This window comes from Sphingomonas sp. 22176 (assembly GCF_052045505.1).
Classification (GTDB): Bacteria; Pseudomonadota; Alphaproteobacteria; order Sphingomonadales; family Sphingomonadaceae; genus Sphingomonas.
In genome coordinates, this window is sequence record NZ_JBQEPL010000004.1 from 196691 (window position 1) to 216595 (window position 19905).

At 66.7% G+C, this 19905-nt stretch carries 25 protein-coding genes and 1 riboswitch; of the genes, 11 read left to right on the forward strand and 14 right to left on the reverse strand.

All coding sequences use genetic code 11. The features are described from left to right. The 4 genes from map (at position 1) to ACTJKY_RS15495 (ending at position 1551) form a co-directional block, all read left to right on the forward strand. Positions 1 to 768: a type I methionyl aminopeptidase gene (map, locus tag ACTJKY_RS15480; RefSeq protein WP_440847015.1), complete on the forward strand. Its 768-nt coding sequence runs from the start codon at positions 1 to 3 to the stop codon at positions 766 to 768. Positions 769 to 883: 115 nt separating this feature from the next. Further along, positions 884 to 1051 (forward strand): hypothetical protein, encoded by a 168-nt coding sequence (locus ACTJKY_RS15485; RefSeq protein WP_440847016.1) that lies wholly within the window; start codon positions 884 to 886, stop codon positions 1049 to 1051. Continuing rightward, complete coding sequence (locus ACTJKY_RS15490; RefSeq protein WP_440847017.1) at positions 1051 to 1326, forward strand: hypothetical protein; 276 nt, start codon at positions 1051 to 1053, stop codon at positions 1324 to 1326. The genes ACTJKY_RS15485 and ACTJKY_RS15490 overlap by 1 nt, the downstream gene beginning before the upstream one ends. A 45-nt stretch (positions 1327 to 1371) precedes the next feature. Continuing rightward, positions 1372 to 1551 carry a hypothetical protein gene (locus ACTJKY_RS15495; protein ID WP_440847018.1) on the forward strand — a complete coding sequence of 60 codons (180 nt, stop codon included), beginning with the start codon at positions 1372 to 1374 and terminating at the stop codon, positions 1549 to 1551. A gap of 15 nt (positions 1552 to 1566) precedes the next feature. On the opposite strand, the gene ACTJKY_RS15500 is transcribed toward ACTJKY_RS15495, so the two are convergent. From ACTJKY_RS15500 to ACTJKY_RS15510, 3 genes are all read right to left on the reverse strand, one after another. Continuing rightward, on the reverse strand, positions 1567 to 2250 hold the full coding sequence (locus ACTJKY_RS15500; protein ID WP_440847019.1) for a PEPxxWA-CTERM sorting domain-containing protein: 684 nt from the start codon (positions 2248 to 2250) through the stop codon (positions 1567 to 1569). Positions 2251 to 2385: 135 nt separating this feature from the next. After that, complete coding sequence (locus ACTJKY_RS15505) at positions 2386 to 2856, reverse strand: YaiI/YqxD family protein (RefSeq protein WP_440847020.1); 471 nt, start codon at positions 2854 to 2856, stop codon at positions 2386 to 2388. An 82-nt stretch (positions 2857 to 2938) separates the two neighbouring features. Then, the gene (locus tag ACTJKY_RS15510; protein ID WP_440847021.1) at positions 2939 to 3085 is read right to left on the reverse strand and encodes a hypothetical protein; all 147 of its coding nucleotides are present in this window, start codon (positions 3083 to 3085) and stop codon (positions 2939 to 2941) included. Positions 3086 to 3255: 170 nt separating this feature from the next. Here ACTJKY_RS15510 and ACTJKY_RS15515 point away from each other — a divergent pair, with 170 nt between their 5' ends. Beyond that, entirely contained in the window at positions 3256 to 3417 is a 162-nt protein-coding gene (locus ACTJKY_RS15515; protein WP_440847022.1) for a hypothetical protein, read from the forward strand. Between the two features lie 105 nt (positions 3418 to 3522). Here ACTJKY_RS15515 and ACTJKY_RS15520 read toward each other — a convergent pair whose 3' ends face one another. From ACTJKY_RS15520 to fabD, 7 genes are all read right to left on the reverse strand, one after another. Beyond that, entirely contained in the window at positions 3523 to 5127 is a 1605-nt protein-coding gene (locus tag ACTJKY_RS15520; RefSeq protein WP_440847023.1) for a S10 family peptidase, read from the reverse strand. 78 nt (positions 5128 to 5205) lie between these two features. Beyond that, complete coding sequence (mltG, locus tag ACTJKY_RS15525) at positions 5206 to 6222, reverse strand: endolytic transglycosylase MltG (protein ID WP_440847024.1); 1017 nt, start codon at positions 6220 to 6222, stop codon at positions 5206 to 5208. 3 nt (positions 6223 to 6225) lie between these two features. After that, the gene (gene fabF / locus ACTJKY_RS15530; protein WP_440847025.1) at positions 6226 to 7485 is read right to left on the reverse strand and encodes a beta-ketoacyl-ACP synthase II; all 1260 of its coding nucleotides are present in this window, start codon (positions 7483 to 7485) and stop codon (positions 6226 to 6228) included. A 135-nt stretch (positions 7486 to 7620) separates the two neighbouring features. Further along, a complete protein-coding gene (locus ACTJKY_RS15535; protein ID WP_010543822.1) occupies positions 7621 to 7869 on the reverse strand; it encodes an acyl carrier protein in 249 nt (82 codons plus the stop codon). A gap of 100 nt (positions 7870 to 7969) precedes the next feature. Next, positions 7970 to 8503, reverse strand: a complete 534-nt coding sequence (locus tag ACTJKY_RS15540) for a hypothetical protein (RefSeq protein ID WP_440847026.1) — start codon at positions 8501 to 8503, stop codon at positions 7970 to 7972. Positions 8504 to 8537: 34 nt separating this feature from the next. Continuing rightward, positions 8538 to 9278 (reverse strand): 3-oxoacyl-[acyl-carrier-protein] reductase, encoded by a 741-nt coding sequence (gene fabG, locus ACTJKY_RS15545; protein ID WP_440847027.1) that lies wholly within the window; start codon positions 9276 to 9278, stop codon positions 8538 to 8540. A gap of 13 nt (positions 9279 to 9291) precedes the next feature. Continuing rightward, a complete protein-coding gene (gene fabD / locus ACTJKY_RS15550; RefSeq protein ID WP_440847028.1) occupies positions 9292 to 10227 on the reverse strand; it encodes an ACP S-malonyltransferase in 936 nt (311 codons plus the stop codon). Between the two features lie 280 nt (positions 10228 to 10507). Between fabD and ACTJKY_RS15555 the strand changes: the two genes are divergently transcribed. From ACTJKY_RS15555 to ACTJKY_RS15575, 5 genes are all read left to right on the forward strand, one after another. Beyond that, positions 10508 to 11101, forward strand: a complete 594-nt coding sequence (locus ACTJKY_RS15555; RefSeq protein ID WP_440847029.1) for a PEPxxWA-CTERM sorting domain-containing protein — start codon at positions 10508 to 10510, stop codon at positions 11099 to 11101. A 150-nt stretch (positions 11102 to 11251) separates the two neighbouring features. Further along, positions 11252 to 11626 (forward strand): 30S ribosomal protein S6, encoded by a 375-nt coding sequence (rpsF, locus tag ACTJKY_RS15560; RefSeq protein ID WP_066716733.1) that lies wholly within the window; start codon positions 11252 to 11254, stop codon positions 11624 to 11626. 14 nt (positions 11627 to 11640) lie between these two features. Further along, entirely contained in the window at positions 11641 to 11865 is a 225-nt protein-coding gene (gene rpsR / locus ACTJKY_RS15565) for a 30S ribosomal protein S18 (protein ID WP_010543816.1), read from the forward strand. Positions 11866 to 11876: 11 nt separating this feature from the next. After that, entirely contained in the window at positions 11877 to 12473 is a 597-nt protein-coding gene (rplI, locus tag ACTJKY_RS15570) for a 50S ribosomal protein L9 (RefSeq protein ID WP_440847030.1), read from the forward strand. Between the two features lie 202 nt (positions 12474 to 12675). Continuing rightward, positions 12676 to 14574, forward strand: coding sequence for a potassium transporter Kup (locus ACTJKY_RS15575; protein ID WP_440847031.1), 1899 nt, complete (start codon positions 12676 to 12678; stop codon positions 14572 to 14574). 62 nt (positions 14575 to 14636) lie between these two features. Here ACTJKY_RS15575 and ACTJKY_RS15580 read toward each other — a convergent pair whose 3' ends face one another. The 4 genes from ACTJKY_RS15580 to ACTJKY_RS15595 all read right to left on the reverse strand — a co-directional run bounded on the left by ACTJKY_RS15580 (position 14637) and on the right by ACTJKY_RS15595 (position 18974). Beyond that, positions 14637 to 16148 (reverse strand): SulP family inorganic anion transporter, encoded by a 1512-nt coding sequence (locus ACTJKY_RS15580; protein WP_440847032.1) that lies wholly within the window; start codon positions 16146 to 16148, stop codon positions 14637 to 14639. Further along, complete coding sequence (locus ACTJKY_RS15585) at positions 16145 to 16840, reverse strand: carbonic anhydrase (protein WP_440847033.1); 696 nt, start codon at positions 16838 to 16840, stop codon at positions 16145 to 16147. The genes ACTJKY_RS15580 and ACTJKY_RS15585 overlap by 4 nt, the downstream gene beginning before the upstream one ends. Before the next feature lie 101 nt (positions 16841 to 16941). After that, on the reverse strand, positions 16942 to 18267 hold the full coding sequence (locus tag ACTJKY_RS15590) for an ATP-binding protein (protein WP_440847034.1): 1326 nt from the start codon (positions 18265 to 18267) through the stop codon (positions 16942 to 16944). Further along, on the reverse strand, positions 18264 to 18974 hold the full coding sequence (locus ACTJKY_RS15595; protein ID WP_121079427.1) for a response regulator transcription factor: 711 nt from the start codon (positions 18972 to 18974) through the stop codon (positions 18264 to 18266). The genes ACTJKY_RS15590 and ACTJKY_RS15595 overlap by 4 nt, the downstream gene beginning before the upstream one ends. Positions 18975 to 19207: 233 nt before the next feature. On the opposite strand from ACTJKY_RS15595, the gene ACTJKY_RS15600 reads away from it, so the two are divergent. Beyond that, positions 19208 to 19579 carry a hypothetical protein gene (locus tag ACTJKY_RS15600; RefSeq protein ID WP_440847035.1) on the forward strand — a complete coding sequence of 124 codons (372 nt, stop codon included), beginning with the start codon at positions 19208 to 19210 and terminating at the stop codon, positions 19577 to 19579. Positions 19580 to 19635: 56 nt separating this feature from the next. Beyond that, a riboswitch (cobalamin riboswitch) is annotated at positions 19636 to 19834 on the forward strand. The last annotated feature ends 71 nt before the right edge of the window (positions 19835 to 19905 follow it).

Sequence of the window (19905 nt, forward strand, 5' to 3'; positions counted from 1 at the left end):
ATGGTCAAGACCCCGCAGGAACTCGACCTGATGCGTGAGGCTGGCCGGCTGCTCGCCCAGGTATTCGCCATGCTCGATCGCACGCCGCTTGCCGGCATGTCGACGCTGGAGATCGACACGCTGGTCGACCGCTACATCACCGAGGATCTCGCCGCCCGCCCCGCCAGCAAGGGGCAGTACGGCTATGGCTTCGTGCTCAATTGCTCGATCAACCATGTCGTCTGCCACGGCGTGCCCGATGACGGGACGATCGTGCAGGACGGCGACATCATCAACCTGGACATCACGCTGGAAAAGAACGGCTTCATCGCCGATTCGAGCAAGACCTACATGGTCGGCGAGGTCTCACCCCACGCGCGCCGTCTGGTGAAGGTGACGCAGGAGGCGATGTGGAAGGGCATCGCCCAGGTCCGCCCCGGCGCGACGCTGGGCGACATCGGGGCCGCGATCGAGCGCCACGCCAAGCAGCACGGCTATTCCGTCGTGCGCGACTATTGCGGCCACGGCATCGGCCGCGAGATGCACGAGGAGCCCTCTGTCCTCCATTTCGGCCGTCCCGGCACCGGCATGAAGCTGCGCGAGGGCATGACCTTCACGATCGAGCCGATGCTCAACCAGGGCACCCGCAAGGTGACCACGCTCGACGACGGCTGGACGGTGGTGACCAACGACCGCAAGCTATCGGCCCAGTTCGAGCATACCGTCGCGGTGACCGCGACCGGCGTCGAGGTGCTGACGCTGCGCGAGGGCGAGCGCGCGCCCGCCTAGCGCCCGCCGCGCTTGCGAAACGACCGCGCAATCCCCATCTTAACGGTATCGCCGGCTTCCAGCCCGTAAGCGCCGGCGACTGGGTCCATCATGTTCTCGCTTGCGCCGCACGAGTATGTCCATGGACCTCGCCTATTTGCTTTCCCGATACCAGAACGCCCTGCGCAGCACCTCGGCGGCTGCGTGCGTGGCATCGCGCGCCTCGCACTGCGCGCTTGCCGCGGCCTATGCGGAGCGGATCCGCGCCTATCGGATCGCCCAAGACATGGCGGAAGCCGCCTGATGGGTGCGATCACCCAGCTCGCCGTCGGCGCAACCTCCGATGAAGGCGATCGCCGCCGCTTCCGTGGCTCTGCCCGGACGAAGCTCGCGCCCGAGGTGATCGCCCGCCAGTCGCGCGTCGCCCTGCTCGCCTTCCAGTGCCTGCCGGACCGGGACGCTGCGCTGGCGTTCCTCAACAGTGTCGATGAAACGCTGGGCGAGCGGCCGATCGACCTTGCGAGTGCAAGCGAGGCCGGCGCGGTGCGTGTCGAAGCGGCGTTGCGCGCGCTGGGCTGACGCCGCCCCATGTTCCAAACCCCAAGGATCGACTAAGAGCGCGCCATGGCCGAACGCTTCGAACGACATCGCCAGCCCTGGCGCCCCGACGAGCTGCAAAAGCTCCACACCCTCGCCAAGAAGGGCATGCCGCTGCGCGCCATCGCCAAGGCGCTGACCCGCAGCGAGGAATCGGTGAAGGACCGCGCCAAGCTCGACGGGCTGTCGATCGCAAAGCTGCACTGAGCAGGATCGGCCCGCTCAGGCGTAGCGGACCGTCGTTCGCCGCCGCCGCGTGCGCAGCGCACCACCCATCAGCCCGAAGCCGCCGAGCAGCAGCGCCCAGGCCGCCGGCTCGGGCACCGCGCTGGCGGTCAGCCGCGCGCCGACGGTGAAGGGGCCGGCCCCGTAATAGGCCGCGTTGATCGCATCGACGCCGGCTTGGTTCAGGTCGATCGTATAGCCCGCAGCCGCGCCGTTCACGGTCATCTTGCCCAGCACGATGCCCGATCCAAGATCATCGAAGATCCCCTTGGCGCCATTATATTGCTGCAGCCCGACAATCGAGCTGGTGACGTCGTACAGCGTCAGCTCGAGCGGCCGCGCCGTCGCATTGCCATAGCCGCCGGCAAGCGCGTTGCCGATGGTCAGCGATGCACTGGTCCCTGGACCGGTCGGGAAGAAGCTGAAGAAGGAGCGATACTCCGTCGTCGAGCCCGAGCTGGTCAGGCTACCGGTGAAGTAGTTGGTCCACGCGTTATAGTGCGTACCGTTGCTGTCGAACCAGCCGGTCTGGAAGGCATTAATGCTGCCGGCCCCGTTCACCGTGAGCTTGACGGTACCGCTGGGAGAATTGTTGAAGAGGTAGAAGTCCGCCGCCATGGCAGGCGTGACGCAAACGGCAGCGAGCATCAAGGCTGCGCCCGACAGAACCCAACTCTTCATCGCAAGACCTCCCCTGAATGCATCCCCATGCATCGATAGTTAACGGTGGAGTATCCCAAAGCGCGGTGGAGTCAAGACAAGCGGCTCCGCCACTGTCCCGCAATTGATCAACGGCTTAGCCGCCAATAGTGCAGATCATCCGGCGGCGGCGCGCTTCGTTCGGACCAGCGCCGCGTCTAGCGCGGAGAGGAAGCGCGAGCGGTCCTCCTTCGAGAAGGGCGGCGGCCCGCCGATGCGGTCGCCACCGGCGCGCAGATCGGCCATGATCGCACGAACCGCCACCGCGCTGCCGATCGAGCTGCTCGTGAAGGGTTTGCCGTTGGGCGCCAGCACCGCCGCCGCGCCGGCCTTCAGGCAGCGATCGGCGAGCAGGATATCGGCGGTGATCACCACCGAACCGGCATCGGTGTGCTCGGCGATCCAGTCGTCCGCGGCATCGAAGCCGTCGCTCACCACCACGCGGGTGAGCAGCGGATGCTGGGGAATGCGGAGGTGCGCGTTGCTCACGATCGTCACCGGCACTTCCAGCCGCCACGCGACCTTGTAGATCTCTTCCTTCACCGGGCAGGCATCGGCATCGACGAGGATATGGGGTTGGAGCGTCATGCCCCTCCCCTGCCACAGCCGCCGCCGAAACGCGAAATCCATGCAGCTTGCAAAAAGAACAAATCGGAAACGAATCGCTTTCCTACACAGGCGATCCGTGCCTATCCTTCGCCCCATGCAGGCCGAAGACGACGATCCCTTCGCGTTCACCCCCGTCGCCACCAGCCCCCGCGCCGATGGCTGGAGCGCCGAGCGCCAGCGTGCCTTCATCACCGAGCTTGCCGGCCATGGCGGCGTCGCCGCGGCAGCGCGGGCGGTGGGGATGACGCCGCAGAGCGCGCGACGGCTCCGCGCCCGCCCCGACGCCGCCGGCTTCGCCCGCGCCTGGGATGCGGCGGTCGACCAGGGCCGGGTGATGGCGCTCGATCTGGCGATGGAGATCGCCCGGGAGGGCGGCTGGTGCCGATCACGCGGCGCGGCAAGATCGTCGGGCATCGCCGCCGCTTCGACAGCCGGCTGCTGTTCGCCGCCTGTTATGGCGAATCGATGCAGCGCTACGAACGCGAAGCGCGGGCGGCGCTGGAACCAGCCCCGCCCGCGCCGCGGCCGGGAGCGCGCTAATGTCGCTTTCCCGGAACTTTCGGAACTTTCGCCGCCCGGGCGGCGACCATCCGCGCGCCCTAATGGCAGCGGGCGATGCCGACCGCCCCTCGCCCGCTCCGACGATCAGTTCTGGGTAGCTTTGCCGCCGGGGCGCGCCGGCGGCTGGGTGGAGCCGGCAGTGTGCAGCGCCTCGTCGTACCAGGCGGCGAGATCACGGTGCATCTGCGGCAAGGTCGTCGGGTTCAGGTAGACCATGTGCCCGGCGTCGTAATAGGTGAAGCGGATGTTCTTCTGCAGCTGCGCGTCGAGCAGCATGTGGCTGACGTCGAACTCCGTCCCGTAGAACGGCGTGGCGAAATCATAATAGCCGTTGATGAAGAGCACCTTGAGATACGGATTGGTCCGCATCGTATAGGCCAGGTCCACGGCGCTGTCGGGTGCGAGATGGGTGCCGCTGCCGTCGGGCGCACGATGCTTCCAGTCCCAGTCGAACCCCGGCCCGCGCGCGGTCATCCGGTAGGGCATGTCGGTCTTGTAGCCAAGCACCCGCGTCGCATAGTCCTGGAAGGTGGCGACGAAGGCCCCGGTGACCGCGGTCGAGGCGGGATCGTCGCTGGGGCTGTCGGTATTGGCGTCGGTCATGTTGAGCAGGTAGCGCGAATCTAGACGGCCCACGGCGAGGCGACGGTCACGGAGCAGCTCGGTCTGGAAATGCGACAGGGTGAGGCGCAGGTCGGCGCGCAGGATGAAGGCCTCGCTGATACCGGTATAGTCGGCCATCTTCTTGGCCACTGCCGCCTTCTCCTCGGCCGAGATGGTCGATCCCTTGGCCAGCGCCGCGGCATAGGGCCCGCTGGTGAAGGCGCGGACCTCGCCAAGGAAGGTCGGCAGGTCGGCCGGGCGGTTCTGCAGCCGGTTATGGTACCAGGCAGTCGCCGCCATGGTCGGGAACAGCGTCAGGAAATTCTGGTCGTAGCCGGGCTGGCGGACGCCATAGTTCATGATCGTCGAGAACTGGACGATGCCGTTGAGGCTGAGCCCCGCATCCTCGAGCTTGGCCGCCACCACCGGGTTGCGCAGCGTGCCATAGCTTTCGCCGAACAGGAACTTCGGGCTCGGCCAGCGATCGAATTTGCTGGTGTAGCGCAGGATGGCGCGGGCGAAGCCGTCGGCATCCTGATCGACGCCCCAGAAATCCTTGCCGGTCTTCTCCCCCAGCGGCCGCGACCAGCCGGCGCCCAGCGCGTCGATGAAGACGAGGTCGCTCTTGTCGATCAGCGAATCCGGATTTGGGCCGAAGCCATAAGGCGCAGGGCGGATATATTCCGGGTTGGCGGTGGTGACCCGAACCGGCGCGAAGCTGCCCATGTGCAGCCAGATCGTCGGCGATCCCGGCCCGCCATTGTAGAAGAAGGTCACCGGCCGCTGCTCGCGCGCCGCACCGTCGCGCACATAGGCGGTGTAGAAATAGGAGGCGGTGGGCTTGCCGTCGTCGTCGCGAATGGTGAGCGTGCCGGCGGTGGCGGTATAGGCGATCCGCTGGCCGCCGACCGTGACCGCGCCGTGGCTGACCGCGGTGGTCTCATCCACCGACGGCTTGGCCCAGGCAGCCTCTGCCTCGGCCTTCATCTGCTCGCGATGGTCCGGGCCCTTCGCCGCCGGCTTCTCCTGCGCCCAGGCCGGGCTGGTGGTGGCGAGCAACAGGCACAGAAAAGCAGCACGACGCATTCAAATCCCCCTATCTTTTTGGATCAGGGAGACTTTGTTACATGGCCGCGCCGTCGAGACAAGCGCGCGACGCTTTCCTTACATTTCGCCGCGCGCACGGCGGATGGCGTACCACTTCGCCACGTTCGCCTGGTGCTGCGCATAGGTCTCGGCAAAGACATGGCCGCCGGTACCGTCGGCGACGAAGTACAGCGCTTTGGACTGCGCCGGGTGGAGCACCGCGTCGATCGAGGCACGGCCCGGATTGGCGATCGGCCCCTCGGGCAGGCCACGCATCGCATAGGTGTTGTAGCCGTTCTTCGCGTGCAGCTCCGACTGGAGGATGCGGCGGCCGAGCGGCTTGCCCTTGGTGATCGGGTAGATGATCGTGGGATCGGCCTGGAGCGGCATGCCGGCCTTCAGCCGATTGGCATAGACTGCGGCAACCGTGGTGCGCTCGGCCGGCTTGGCCGTTTCCTTCTCGACGATCGAGGCAAGGATGATCGCCTCGCGCGGGGTGGTTACCACCACTCCCTTGTCGCGCCCGGCCCAGGCCTTGGCGAGATAGGCGGTCATCGCCTTCTGCATCCGCGCCAGCACCGCCGCGCGGGGTTCGCCGCGGACATAGGCGTAGCTGTCGGGCAGTACCGAGCCCTCTTCGGGCGTCTTGGCGGTGCCGGTGAGTGCCGGCGCCTTGGCCAGCGCCTCACCGACGAGGATCGACGGCATGCCCTCGGGCACCGTCACCAGCCGCTGGAGGGTCTTGCCGTCCTGCAGCATCTCCAGGATCTGCCGCGTGCTGGTCCCCGGTGCGATGCGATATTCGCCGGCGCGGATCGGTCCGCCGCCGCCCAGCATCTTGGCGAAGGTCAGGAAGAGCGTGCGCGAATGGATCGCTCCGGCTTTCTCGAGTTCGCGCGCCGCCCGCGAAAGCGTTGCCCCTTCGGGCACGACGACGCTCAGTTCCTGCGTTGCCGGCCCCGGCCCCGCCCAGAGGAACCACCCTCCGGCGAAGGCTGCGACCAGCAGCAGCGCAGCGACGAGAAGGACGCGCGGACCCCGGCTCCTGCGTGCGGGCGCACGCTTGCCGGATCGGGGTCGCGCATCCTTCGCCATCGATCAGAGCGCCTTCATGACCAGGCTGGCGTTGGTACCGCCGAAGCCGAACGAGTTGTTCAGCACGGCCTTCACCTTCCGCTCCTTGGCGACGTGCGGCACCAGATCGATGCCCACGCAATTGTCGCTCGGATTGTCGAGGTTGAGCGTCGGCGGCACGATCTGGTCGCGCAGCGCGAGGATGCAGAAGATGCTCTCCACCGCGCCCGCGCCGCCCAGCAGGTGGCCGATCGCCGACTTGGTCGAGCTCATCGACGCGCCGCCGATGTCATCCCCGAACAGGCGACGCACCGCGCCGAGTTCGAGCTCGTCGCCCATCGGCGTCGAGGTGCCGTGCGCGTTGATGTAATCGATGTCGCCGAGCGCGAGGCCAGACTTGCGCATCGCCATCTGCATCGAACGGAACGCGCCCGAGCCTTCCGGATGCGGCGCGGTCACGTGATAGGCGTCGCCCGACAGGCCATAGCCGACGACTTCGGCGTAGATCTTCGCGCCGCGCGCCTTGGCGTGCTCATATTCCTCGAGCACGACCACGCCCGCGCCTTCGCCCATGACGAAGCCGTCGCGCCCCTGGTCCCAGGGGCGGCTGGCCTTGGTGGGATCGTCGCGGAAGCCGGTGGAAAGCGCACGCGCCTGGCCGAAGCCGGCGATGCCGATCGGGCAGATCGTGCTTTCCGCACCACCGGCGAGCATGATGTCGGCATCGTCCATCGCGATCATCCGCGCGGCGTCGCCGATCGAGTGGGCGCCGGTCGAGCAGGCGGTGACCACCGCGTGGTTCGGACCCATCAGGCCGTACTTGATCGAGACCTGACCCGAGATCAGGTTGATCAGGCGGCCATGGACGAAGTGCGGCGAAACGCGCTTCGGGCCCTTTTCGGCGAGGACGAGCGATTCGCTCTCGATGCCCGGCAGGCCGCCAATGCCCGAGCCGATCGAGCAGCCGGCGCGGAAGCGCATCTCTTCCGGCATGTTGAGCAGGCCGGCATCCTCGATCGCCTGGCCCGCGGCATCGATGCCGAAGACGATGAACGGATCGACCTGGCGCTGGATCTTGTGGTCGACGCGCTTGCCGGCGTCGAAGCCATATTCATGATCCGCCGGCTTCACTTCGCAGGCATAGTTGCTCTGGAAATCCGTCGCGTCGAACTTGGTGATCGTGCCCGCGCCGGACTTGCTGGCGAGGATGTTCTTCCAGGCGGTTTCGACATCGGCCCCCAGCGGGGTGACGAGGCCCAGGCCGGTCACGACTACGCGGCGCATGGCAGTTCTCCAGTCAATTTCTGTTCGGTTCGTTCGTAATACAAAACGGCTCCCCGTCCGCATCGCCAAAGGCACGGGACGGGAAGCCGCCTAGTCGCAATTCCTGCCCATCGGGCCGGGAGCGCGGTTCGAGCGTCAGCCCTGCTGATGCTCGGAGATGTAGGCAACGGCGTCGCCGACGGTGCTGATCTTCTCCGCGGCGTCGTCCGGGATCTCGACCCCGAACTCTTCCTCGAAGGCCATCACCAGCTCGACGATGTCGAGGCTGTCCGCGCCGAGGTCATCGGTGAAGCTCGCGGTCGGCACCACGTCCTTGGCGTCGACGCCGAGATGGTCGACAACGAGCGCCTGCACGCGGGTGGTGATCTCTTCCTGGTTGGCCATGGTCCCTGTTTTCCTTTGTGATGGGGCTCTGAATCCGTTTTCCCGCACCTAGAATGCCGCCGGGGCGGTTGCAAGAGGGTGCCGCAAGGGCCCGCTCTCGTTATCGGGAAAAGTCGGCTGAAGCATATTCCAGCGTGTTAAGAAACGCAAAATATTGCGCGAGCAGCTGCGCATTCGCCCGCGTCTGCTGCGCTTCATCGGTCACCGCCGCGCGGATCAGATCCTGCGTCGCCTTGGGAGTCAGCGGCTTGCGACGCTCTTCTTCGGGCAGCGCCGCGAACTGCTGCTCCAGTGCGGCGGGATCGAATCCCTTGGCACGCACGACCTGCTTCGCCACCGGCAGGCCGATGGCCGCGAGCGCATAGACCCCCGATGCGGCAGCCGCGGAGCCGCTCCAACCGCGCTCATTGGCACAAGCGGTGGTGGCATCGTTCAGGCCGCGGGTGACCGCCGGGTCGTAGCTCGGTCGCTGCGCCGGATTGGCGAGGTTGTGCTCGACGTCCGACGCCAATTGCGCCTTCACCGCCGCATCGAGCTTTTGTTCGACGCAGACGATCGAGGCAGGGTCCGCCGGCGCGGCGCACGCCGGGGCTGCGGTGGCAAGTACAAGTGCTGCGGCAAAAACCAGACGCATATTCATCCTACTCCACACCCCCCGGCTGTTCGGTTCAAAGCATCGCCATGCCGCCGTTCACGTGCAAGGTCTGGCCCGTGACATAGGACGCCTCCTTGCTGGCGAGATAGACGACCGCTGCGCCGATATCCTCGCCCTCGCCCAGCTTTCCGGCAGGAATACGGCCGAGCAGCGCCTCTTTCTGCGCATCGGGCAGAACGTCCGTCATCGCCGACCGGATGAAGCCCGGCGCGACGCAGTTCACGGTGATGTTGCGGCTCGCCAATTCCTGCGCCAGCGCCTTGGACATGCCGACCAGGCCGGCCTTGGAGGCGGCATAGTTGGCTTGGCCCGGATTGCCAGTGGCGCCGACGACCGAGGTGATCGAGATCATGCGGCCGAAGCGGGCCTTCATCATCGGCTTGGCGGCGGCGCGCATCAGGCGAAACGCGGCTTCCAGATTGACCTGGATCACCTGCTCCCACTCCTCGTCCTTCATCCGCATCGCGAGGTTGTCGCGGGTGACCCCGGCATTGTTGACGAGGATGTCGAGCTTGCCGCCCAGCGCTTCCACCGCCTGCGGCACGAGTGCATCGACCGCGGCGCGGTCCGAAAGATTGCAGGTCAGAGCGACATGCTCGTCGCCCAGGCCGGCACGAAAGGCTTCCAGCTTCTCGGCATTGGAGCCCGACACGGCAAGCTTCGCGCCTTGTGCAGCGAGCGCCTTGGCGATCGCCGAACCGATACCGCCCGAAGCGCCCGTGACGAGGGCGGTCATTCCCGTAAGATCGAACATTTCCCGTATCTCCTCAGAGCGCCTTCACGAGCGCTTCAATGTCATCCATGCTCACCACGCTGGTCACCGTCGCATCGGGGGTGATGCGCTTGACCATGCCGCCGAGCACCTTGCCGCCCAGCTCGACGAAATCATGCACGCTGGCATCGAACATCGCCGACACCGATTCGCGCCAGCGGACCATGCCGGTCACCTGTTCGATAAGCAGGGTGCGGATCGTCGCCGGGTCCGCGACCGGCGCTGCCGTCACATTGGCATAGACCGGCACCAGCGGTGCCTGGATCGCAACGTCGGCAAGCGCGGCGGCCATCGCGTCAGCGGCGGGCTGCATCAGCGGGCAGTGGAAAGGTGCCGAGACGGGCAGCAGCAGCGCGCGCTTGGCGCCATGCTCCTTGGCGATCGCCACCGCGCGCTCGATCGCGGCGCGGGCGCCCGAAATCACCACCTGGGTGGGATCATTGTCGTTGGCGACCGTGCAGACCTCGCCCTCGGCCGCGGCGTCCGCGATCGCCTGCGCCTTGACGAGATCGGCACCAAGAAGCGCCGCCATTGCCCCCTCGCCCACCGGCACCGCCGACTGCATCGCATCGCCGCGTTTGCGCAGCAGCTTCGCCGTGGTGGACAGGTCCAGCGCCCCCGCGGCGCACAGAGCGGTATATTCGCCGAGCGAGTGGCCCGCGACGAAATCGGCCTTGTCGGCCAAACGGATGCCGCCTTCCTTCTCCAGCACGCGCAGCACCGCGATGGCGTTAGCCATGATCGCCGGCTGGGCATTGGCGGTGAGCGTCAGGTCGCTTTCGGGGCCCTCGCTCATCAGCTTGAACAGGTGCTGCCCCAGCGCCTCGTCGACTTCCTGGAACACTTCGCGCGCGGCGGGGCTCGCTTCGGCCAAGGCCTTGCCCATGCCGACGGCCTGGCTGCCCTGGCCGGGGAAAAGAAACGCGCGCATAACTGTATCTCCTGCGGAAGCGCCGTGAATGGGCGAGCGCGTTACGGCGAGACATGGGGCCGACGCAAGCCTGCCGCTCGGCGACACCCGTCACAAAGCCGATGCCGCGCGCCATCCATCCGACAAGTCGGCCCTCGGTGCGACCGACCCAGCATCTGTAGCGATATGGGTCACATGGCTGCTTTTGGCACAATTAACCTGAATCGTTATCGTTGTTACACTTCTGCGTCAGCCATACCACCCTCCCAAGTTCATTGATGCAATAGCGGGAGGATTTCAGATGAAGATGAAGACCATTCTGGCCGGAGCGACCTTCCTGATGGCGGCAGCGCCATGCGCCGCAAATGCTTCGATCATCGTCCCCTTCAATTGCAGCTCCGTCGCCTCGTCGAGCGGCTGCCTGTTCCTGGGCAACATCAACGGCAACGACAACATCTTCAATCCGAACAGCTACAAGCAGGCCGAGCTGGTCTACAACGTCTACAATAATTTCGTGCCGAGCGCCCGCCCGAACATCACGCTCAACTATCTGTTCGACTCCAACAGCACCTCGGGCCTGATCACCGGCGCCAGCACCTCGTCGGGCACCTGGTCGACGCCGGGCTATGTGATCGACTATATGGCAGTGAAGGCCGGCAATTATTTCTCGCTCTACAAGGTCGCCGATCTGAGCAGCGGCAGCTGGAGCACGATGGACATTCCGCACGGCAAGAATGCCAAGGACCTGTCGCACATCGTGTTCTTCGGCTCCGAGGCCGTGGCCGGCGTGCCCGAGCCGGCGACCTGGGGCATGATGATCGCCGGCGTCGGCATGGCCGGGGGTGCCCTGCGCCGTCGCCGCGCCCGCCAGCAGCTGCGCGTCGCCGCCGCCTGATTGCGCTTGCAACCGCCCGCGCATTTGCGTAAGGGCGACCGATCGGAGCGGAGCAGCAATGCGTCCGCTCCGTTTGCTTTATCGAGACGACAGCCGGAGGGGCGACCGCATGGGGCGGCGTCAGCGATCGGCCAACAGGAAGAGAACCTAATGGCTCTGTACGAGCATGTGTTCCTTGCGCGCCAGGATCTGGCACAGGCGCAAGTGGACGCGCTGGCGGAAACCGCCACCAAGATCATCGAAGACAACAACGGCAAGGTCGTCAAGACCGAGACTTGGGGTCTTCGCAGCCTCGCCTATCGTATCGCCAAGAACCGCAAGGCGCATTACGTGATGCTCGAGATCGACGCGCCGGCCGGCGTGGTCGCCGAGCTGGAGCGCCAGACGCAGATCAACGAAGACGTGATCCGCTACATGACCGTCAAGGTTGACGGCCACGAGGCAGGTCCCTCGGTGATGATGCGCAAGGGCGACCGCGAGCGTCGCGGCCGTCGTGACCGCGATGGCAACTTCGAAGGCGAATAAGGAGCGTATAGACCATGGCACGACCCTTTTTCCGCCGCCGCAAGAGCTGCCCCTTCTCCGCGAAGGATGCGCCCCGGATCGACTATAAGGACGTCCGCCTGCTGCAGGGCTTCGTCTCCGAGCGCGGCAAGATCGTCCCCTCGCGCATCACTTCGGTGAGCGCGAAGAAGCAGCGCGAGCTGGCCCAGGCCATCAAGCGCGCTCGTCACCTGGGCCTGCTGCCCTACATCGTTAAGTAAGGAGCGGATCCATGGACGTCATTCTGCTGGAGCGCGTTGAGAAGCTCGGCCACATCGGCGACGTGGTGAAGGTGAAGGACGGCTTTGCCCGTAACTTCCTCCTGCCGCGCAAGAAGGCGCTGCGCGCCAATGAAGCCAACCGCAAGGTCTTCGAAGCCAACCGTGAGCGCATCGAAGCCGAGAACGCGACCCGTCGCGTCGAGGCCGAGAAGGAATCCAAGACGCTCGAGGGCGTTTCGGTGACCCTGATCCGCCAGGCGTCGAACGTCGGCCAGCTGTACGGCTCGGTCGCGGTTCGCGATCTGGTCGACGTGCTGACCGCCGAAGGCCACAAGGTCAACAAGGCGCAGATCGTGCTCGACCGTCCTATCAAGGCGATCGGCGTGTACGAAGTCCGCGTCGCGCTGCACCCGGAAGTCGCGGTGACCGTCAAGGTCAACGTCGCACGTTCGCCGGAAGAAGCCGAGATGCAGGCGCAGGGCGTCGACGTCACCTCGGCGATGTTCGAGCGTGACGAGACCGGCTTCACCGAGGACTATGATCCCAACGCCGAGCCGGGCGAGATCGCGACCGAGGCCCCCGCTGCTGAAGAAGAAGCGCAGGGCTGAGTCTAGCGACTCTACCAACAAGGCAAAGGGCCGTACCGAGCGATCGGTGCGGCCCTTTCCTTTTGGAGCACGGGGAAACGTGCCACACCTGTCCTGAAATCCGCCGGAAACCGACCTGGCCTCCCCTCGATTCCGCTAGTGTACGAAAATCGGCAGGCGTACCGCGTGGCACCCCGAATCAGTCGGGGCACGGAGACCTGCAGTGGAGCAGTTGGCGAGCGACGGGGATGCCCCCGCGCATCCGCATCAGGAAAAGTTCACCGCGTTGGCCATCGGGGCGATCGGCGTGGTGTTCGGCGACATCGGGACGTCGCCGCTCTATTCGCTCAAGGAAAGTTTCATCGGCCACCACAAGCTGGCCCTGGATCCGGCGCACATCTACGGGGTGCTGTCGCTGATCTTCTGGACGATGACTTCGATCGTCACGATCAAGTACGTCGCGCTGATCCTGCGCGCGGACAACAAGGGCGAAGGCGGCAGCCTGGCGCTGCTCGCGCTGATCACCCGGAAGATGGGCGACACCCGCTGGCGCGTCGCGATCGTCATGACCGGCGTGATCGCCACCGCGCTCTTCTATGGCGACGCGATCATCACCCCCGCCATCTCGGTGCTGTCGGCGGTCGAGGGCCTCACCACGGTCGAGGCCGGGTTCACCCCGCTGGTGCTGCCGGTGACGGTGGCGATCTTGGTCGCGCTGTTCGCGATCCAGGCGCGCGGCACCGCCGCCGTCGGCAAGCTGTTTGGTCCGGTGATGATCGTCTATTTCGCGGTGATCGCGGTGCTGGGTATCTCCGGCATCGTCCAGGCACCCGAGATCCTGTGGGCGCTCAACCCCTGGTACGCCGTCAAGTTCTTCGCACTCGACCCCAGCCTCGCCTTTCTGGCGCTGGGCTCGGTGGTGCTGGCGGTAACCGGCGCCGAGGCGCTCTATGCGGACATGGGCCATTTCGGTCGCCGCGCGATCATGGTGTCGTGGCTCTACGTCGCCTTTCCGTGCCTGATGCTCAACTATCTGGGCCAGTCGGCGCTGATCCTGCGCAACCCGGCGATGATCGAGAACCCCTTCTTCCTGATGGCGCCGGACTGGGCGCGCCTGCCGCTGGTCATCCTCGCCACCATGGCGACGGTGATCGCCAGCCAGGCGGTGATCTCGGGCGCCTTCTCGGTCTCGCAACAGGCGGTGCAGCTCGGCTTCCTGCCGCGGCTGCGCATCCTCCACACCAGCGCCAAGGCGGCGGGACAGATCTACATCCCGCTGGTCAATTGGGGCCTGCTGGTGATGGTGGTGCTGCTGGCGCTCGGCTTTCGCAGTTCGAGCAACCTCGCCTCGGCCTACGGCATCGCGGTGACCGGCACGATGTTCATCACCGCCTGCATGCTGGGCGTGCTGACCTTCGCGGTTTGGAAGTGGAACAAGCTGCTCGCAGGCCTGGTGACGGGCAGCTTCCTGCTGATCGACGGCGCCTACTTCGCCTCGAACATCACCAAGATCCCCGATGGCGGCTGGTTCCCGCTGCTCGTCGCCGCGGTGGCGTTCCTGATCCTGACAACCTGGTCGCGCGGGCGTAGGCTGGTGCTCGCGCGGCTGCAGGAAGGCGCCATGCCGATCGCGCTGTTCATCCGCTCGGCAGCGCAGACCGCCACGCGGGTGAAGGGCACCGCGGTGTTCCTCACCTCGACGCCCGACAGCATCCCTCCCGCCCTGCTCCACAACCTCAAGCACAACAAGGTGCTGCACGAGCGGATCGTGCTGCTTACCGTCGCGATCGAGCCGGTGCCGCACGTCCGCGGCGCCGAGTGCACGACGATGGAGCCGCTGGGCGACGGCTTCTTCCGCGTCGTCCTCCATTACGGCTTCATGGACGAGGTGGACGTGCCGCTGGCGCTTGCCGCGATCCAGGATTGCGGCGCGCCGTTCCGGCCCATGGAGACCAGCTACTTCCTCGCCCGGCAGACGCTGCTCCCGTCCTCGCGCCCCGGCATGGCGATCTGGCGCGAGAAGCTCTTCGCCTGGATGGTGCGCAATGCCGAAAGCGCGATGGAGTTCTTCAAGCTTCCGACCAATCGCGTGGTCGAACTCGGCAGCCAGCTGGAAATCTGAGCAAAAAAATGGGGCGGCTTCCACAGTGGAAGCCGCCCCAGTTCTTCGGGGTGTGCCTCTTCTTAGCCGGCGAGAACCGCGGTCTTGCCGCTGGCCCCCTGCACGTCGACCGGCGATCCGCCCGCACGGCGGCGCTGCAGCCAGTCCTTGAGCAGCTCGGCGCAGCTGTGATCGACCGCGTCTAGCCGCGACACGTCGAGCAGCACCGACTTGCCGCCGGGCACCGACTCCAGCTGGTCCGAAAGCTTGGGCAGCGTGATGAAGGTCGCCGAACCCGCCAGCGCGATCCGGTGTTCGCCCGCTTCCTCCTGCTGGTCGACCTTGAGGCCGAGGCGACGGAGGTTCGGCACCAGTTCGAGCAGCGACAGCGCGATACCCACCAGCACGCCGGTCAGCAGGTCCTGGGTCACGACGAGCGCGCAGGTCACTGCCCAGATCGCCGCCGGCAGCACGCCGTAATGCGCGAGCAGGTGGCGGACATGCTTGAGGTTGACCAGCTTGGCACCCGTCACAACCAGCACCGCACCCAGCGCCGCCATCGGGATCTCGCGCAGCAGCCAGGGCAGCAGCGCGACGAACCCGAGAATCCAGGCGCCGTGCAGGATCGCCGACAGTCGCGTCTGCGCACCGGCCTGGACGTTGGCCGAGCTGCGGACGATCACGCCCGTCATCGGCAGCGCGCCGGCGACGCCGCACAGCAGGTTGCCGATGCCCTGCGCGCGCAGTTCCTTGTTGTAGTTGGTACGCACACCGTCGTGCATGCGGTCGACCGCAGCGGCCGAGAGCAGCGTCTCGGCGCTGGCGATGAAGGCGAGCGCGATCGCGGCGGTGATCACACTCGGGTCCATCCACTTGGCGAAGAAGCCGTTCTCCGGCAGCGCGATCGCCGAGACGATGTTCGAGGGCACGCTGACGCGCGTCACGTCGAAGCCGAAGCTGAACGCCACCAGGGTCGCGGCGACCACGCCGACCAGCGCACCGGGAACGAGCTTGACCGCGGCGGGCTTGAACTTGTCCCAGCCGAGCATCGTCACGATCGTCAGCAGGCCCAGCCCCAGCGCCATTTCCGCGGCGGCGAGATCGGTCGAAAGGCCGAGCAGGCGCCCCGGCATGGCCGCGACGTTGGCAAGGCCGCTCGACAGCGGCTTGGCGTCGAACAGCACGTGATACTGGCCGACGACGATCAGGATGCCGATGCCGGCCAGCATGCCGTGCACCACGGCCGGCGAGATTGCGCGGAACCAGCCGCCGACGCGCAGCACGCCCGCGACCACCTGGATGGCGCCGGCGAGGATCAGGATCGGCCCGAGCGCGGACAGGCCCTGCTCGCGCACCAGCTCGAACACGATAACGGCAAGGCCCGCCGCCGGTCCGCTCACCTGGAGCGGCGAACCGGCGAGGAAGCCGACGACCAGGCCACCGATGATGCCGGTGACCAGGCCTTTTTCAGGTGGGACGCCCGAGGCGATGGCGATGCCCATGCAGAGCGGCATCGCCACGAGGAACACGACGATGGACGCCGTGAAGTCGCGCACGAAGCTCCTGGGCTTCGGTGCTTCCGCGACCGTGCTCATTCAGCGGCCTCCGCATAGGCGATGTCACGCGCCAGCCGCTGGCCGGCCGGCAGCGCCACCGGCATCGGGCGATCCTCACGGATCGGCACGAAGCGGCCGCCTTCGCCGTCGAGCCCGAGCACCATGCCGGCGCTGATATCGACGAACCAGCCGTGCAGCGCGATCTCGCCGCGCGCGATACCGGCCGCGACCGACGGGTGCGTGCGCAGATGGGCGAGCTGGACCACGACATTCTCCAGCGCGGCGGTGCGGACCGCATCGGCGCCTTTCAGATTGTCATAGCCGCCGTCGACGACACACTTGGCGGCATGGCTGTGGCGCAGCCATGCGGTGACGTTCGGCATGCCTTCCAGCATTTCGGGGTTCATCAGGGCCTTCATCGCGCCGCAGTCCGAATGGCCGCAGACGATGATGTCGCGCACGCCGAGCGCCGCGACCGCATATTCCACGGTCGAGGACACGCCGCCATTCTGGGTGGCGAAGGGCGGCACGATGTTGCCGGCGTTGCGGCATACGAACAGGTCGCCCGGGTTCGCTTGGATGATCTGCTCCGGCACGACACGCGAGTCGGCGCAGGAGATCATCAGCGCCTTCGGGCTCTGCCCGTGGGTGGCGAGCTTGGAATAGAGGGCGTGCTGGTTCGGGAAGACCTGCTTCTCGAAATCGACGACGCGTCCGATCACTTCGTTCACGGCTTGCTCCTGTAACAGACCCGCGGCGCGGGCATCTCTTCAAGAATGCAAGCTACTGGCCGCCATTTGCTGCATCGCGGCGCGTTCGTAAGAAAACGTTGCTAAGCCGTTGGACCTCCGCGCGGCAGGAGGATTTCGGCGCAAAGCCCTCCGCCTTCGCGATTGGCGAGGCGGAAGCTGCCGCCCTCTGCCTCCGCCGCGCGCGCGACGATCGACAGGCCGAGTCCAAAGCCGACGGTGTCGCGGGACCGCGCCGCATCGAGCCGAACGAAAGGCTGCATCACGCGCTGGAGATCCTCCTCGGGGATGCCGGGGCCCTTGTCCTCCACGCGGATCGCCACCGCGCCCTCGGCCGGTACCAGGCGGATGCAGCACTGGCCGGCATAATGGACCGCATTGTCGACGAGGTTGTTGAGCGCGCGCTTCAGCATCAGCGGGCGCACGACATGCTCGAAATGGTCCGGCCCGTCATAGTCGACGTCGCGGCCGTGATCGGCATTGTCGTCGGCGATCGTCGCGCACAGTACCGCAAGGTCGACGCGCGCGGGCGTCTCCTTGTCACCTTCGCCGCCGAGGAACGCGAGCAGCGACGAAATCATCGCCTCCATCTCGGTAATGTCGGTCTCGACCGCCGCGTGCACGTCCCGATCGGCGATCGCATCGGCGCGCAGCCGCAGCCGGGCCAGAGGCGTGCGCATGTCATGACCGACGGCGGCGAGCGCCTGGGTGCGATCGGCGATCAGCCGCTGGATACGCTCCTGCATCCGGTTGAACGCGCTGATTACGCGGCGCAGTTCCTTGGGCCCCGCCTCCTCGACTTCGAGGACGGTGCCGGTGCCGAAGCGATCGGCCGCCATCGCCAGCCGCCGCATCGGCAGCAGCATCCGCCTTAGCAGGATGCCGCTGATCAGGATCAGCGCCAGCGCCGGTGCCAGCGCCAGCAATATGCGCGACAGGCCAAGGTCGGCGGCATGGACGTGCTCACGTGTGCGGAAATACATCCAGCTGCCGTCGGGCATCGGCACCGCACCGACGATCAGCGCCTTGCTGCCCTGCGAGGTGAGCCGCAGCCGCAGGCCGTCGGAGGCGAGCGTCGGCTCCCACAGCACCACCTGCTCGTAAAGTCGGTCGAGATCGGGCTGTTCACGCAGTCCGTTGGGCAGCTGCGGCATCCAGCGCACTTCGTAGCGCGAGGTGGTGAATTCGAGCGCCAGCTTCTCCCGCCGCACGGGGGGCTGCTCGGCCAGCAGCTTGCGCGCGATTACCAGATGCTCGGCGAGCCGCCGCGCTTCGTCGTCCCGCACCGCGAACTGGCTGGCGCGCTCGTAGAGCATGGTCGATACGGCGAATTCGATCAGGATGGTCAGCAGCAGGATCGCGAAGACCTGCCCGATCAGCCCGGAGGGACGCTTGAGAAACGCCCTCAACTGCGCGTCACGGGTACGTTGAGCGTATAGCCGATGCCGCGCACCGTCACGATCGGTGCCTGGTGGCCGGCATCGGAAAGCTTGCGCCGCAGCCGGCTGACCAGCACGTCGATGCTGCGATCCGAGCTGTCCCCAAGCCGCGTGCGCGACAATTCGATCAGCCTTTCGCGCGAGATCACGCGGCCCGAATGGTCGCACAGGGTGACCAGCAAGTCGAACTCGGCACCGGTCAGGTCGACCACCGCACCAGTCGGCGAGAGCAGCTCGCGCCGCGGCAGATTGACCGTCCAGCCGTCGAACTGGATCTCGCCCTTGGGCCGCTCTGCGGTGTCGCGCTCGCCCGCGCCCCGACGGAGCACCGCACGCACCCGCGCGACCAGCTCACGCGTGCCGAACGGCTTGGGCAGATAGTCATCGGCGCCGAGTTCGAGCCCGACGACGCGATCGGTCTCGCTGCCCTTGGCCGAGATGAAGATGATCGGCACCGAGCTCTTCTGGCGGATGGCACGGCACAGATCGATGCCGCTGGTGCCGGGCAACATCACGTCGAGCAGCACCAGATCCACCGGCCCCTGCTCCAGCGCCAGCCACATCTCCGGCGCGGAGGAGGCGGGCCGTACCGTATAACCGTTTTCCTGGAGCGCGCGGGCGGTCAGCGTGCGCAGCTGGGGATCGTCCTCGACCAGCACGATCGTGGGAAGGCTCAGTGGGGGTTCACCTGCATACATCGCGCAGAAACCTAGGGACGGCGACCCGGAGGGTCAACGGCGCCCCGCCGCATCGCAGCGTGACGGGAGTCACGGGCGGCGCGTTTCGACAGCGATACAAGGTCCCGTATCGTGGGGAAATTATCATGCAGATGCCGCGCCTCCATCGTTCCGTCCTACCCGGTCGCACCCGAGCGAATCGCGGCACCCTGGCAGTCCTCCAGCTCGACACCATGAGCCAAGACCTGTCCCCGGCACCGGATGATTCGGCGTTCGGGCCGCGCCACCTTCTCGCCGCGCTCGACGGCCTTTCGGCGGCCGTGATCGAGGCGACCGGAAGCTGGGCCTTCCTCACCGCCGAGCGGATCCAGCTGATCGACGCCGCGCACAAGCTGGCCTGGCTGCTGGTTCGCGTGAACCGCAGCGAAGCCGTGATCGCCCGCGCGCCCGATCTCGCCGGCACCACCCGCGCGGTCGTCGCCGCCACCTATCGGCTGCGCGCCGTGCAGGAACTGGGCGAAGGCGCCGACGCGATCCAGCCGCTGTTCGACCTGATCGTGCGCATCGACCAGCTGCTGCCGCGCACCGCCCAGCTCTACCAATAAGCGTCCGCGGCGCTGGCATCTCGCCGATTGCGCGGCTAGAGGGTCCACGAAGGTTCTACCTTCGAACCCATGCCGGTGCCCGCTTGCGGGCGAGAAGGGAATGCGGTGCGGGCGCCTCGGCGCCCAAGGCCGCAGCTGCCCCTGCAACTGTATGCGGCGAGCGGGCGGGCAATGGCCATTGGGAGTGATCCCGAGAAGGCGCCCGAACCGCGGTGACCCGCAAGCCAGGAGACCTGCCGGCACGGGGTCGCTCACGCCTGGTCCAGGGTGCGGCCGCGGCGCGGAATCCTCCGTTCGAGCGACGAGAATAAGCCGGCGCACGTTCG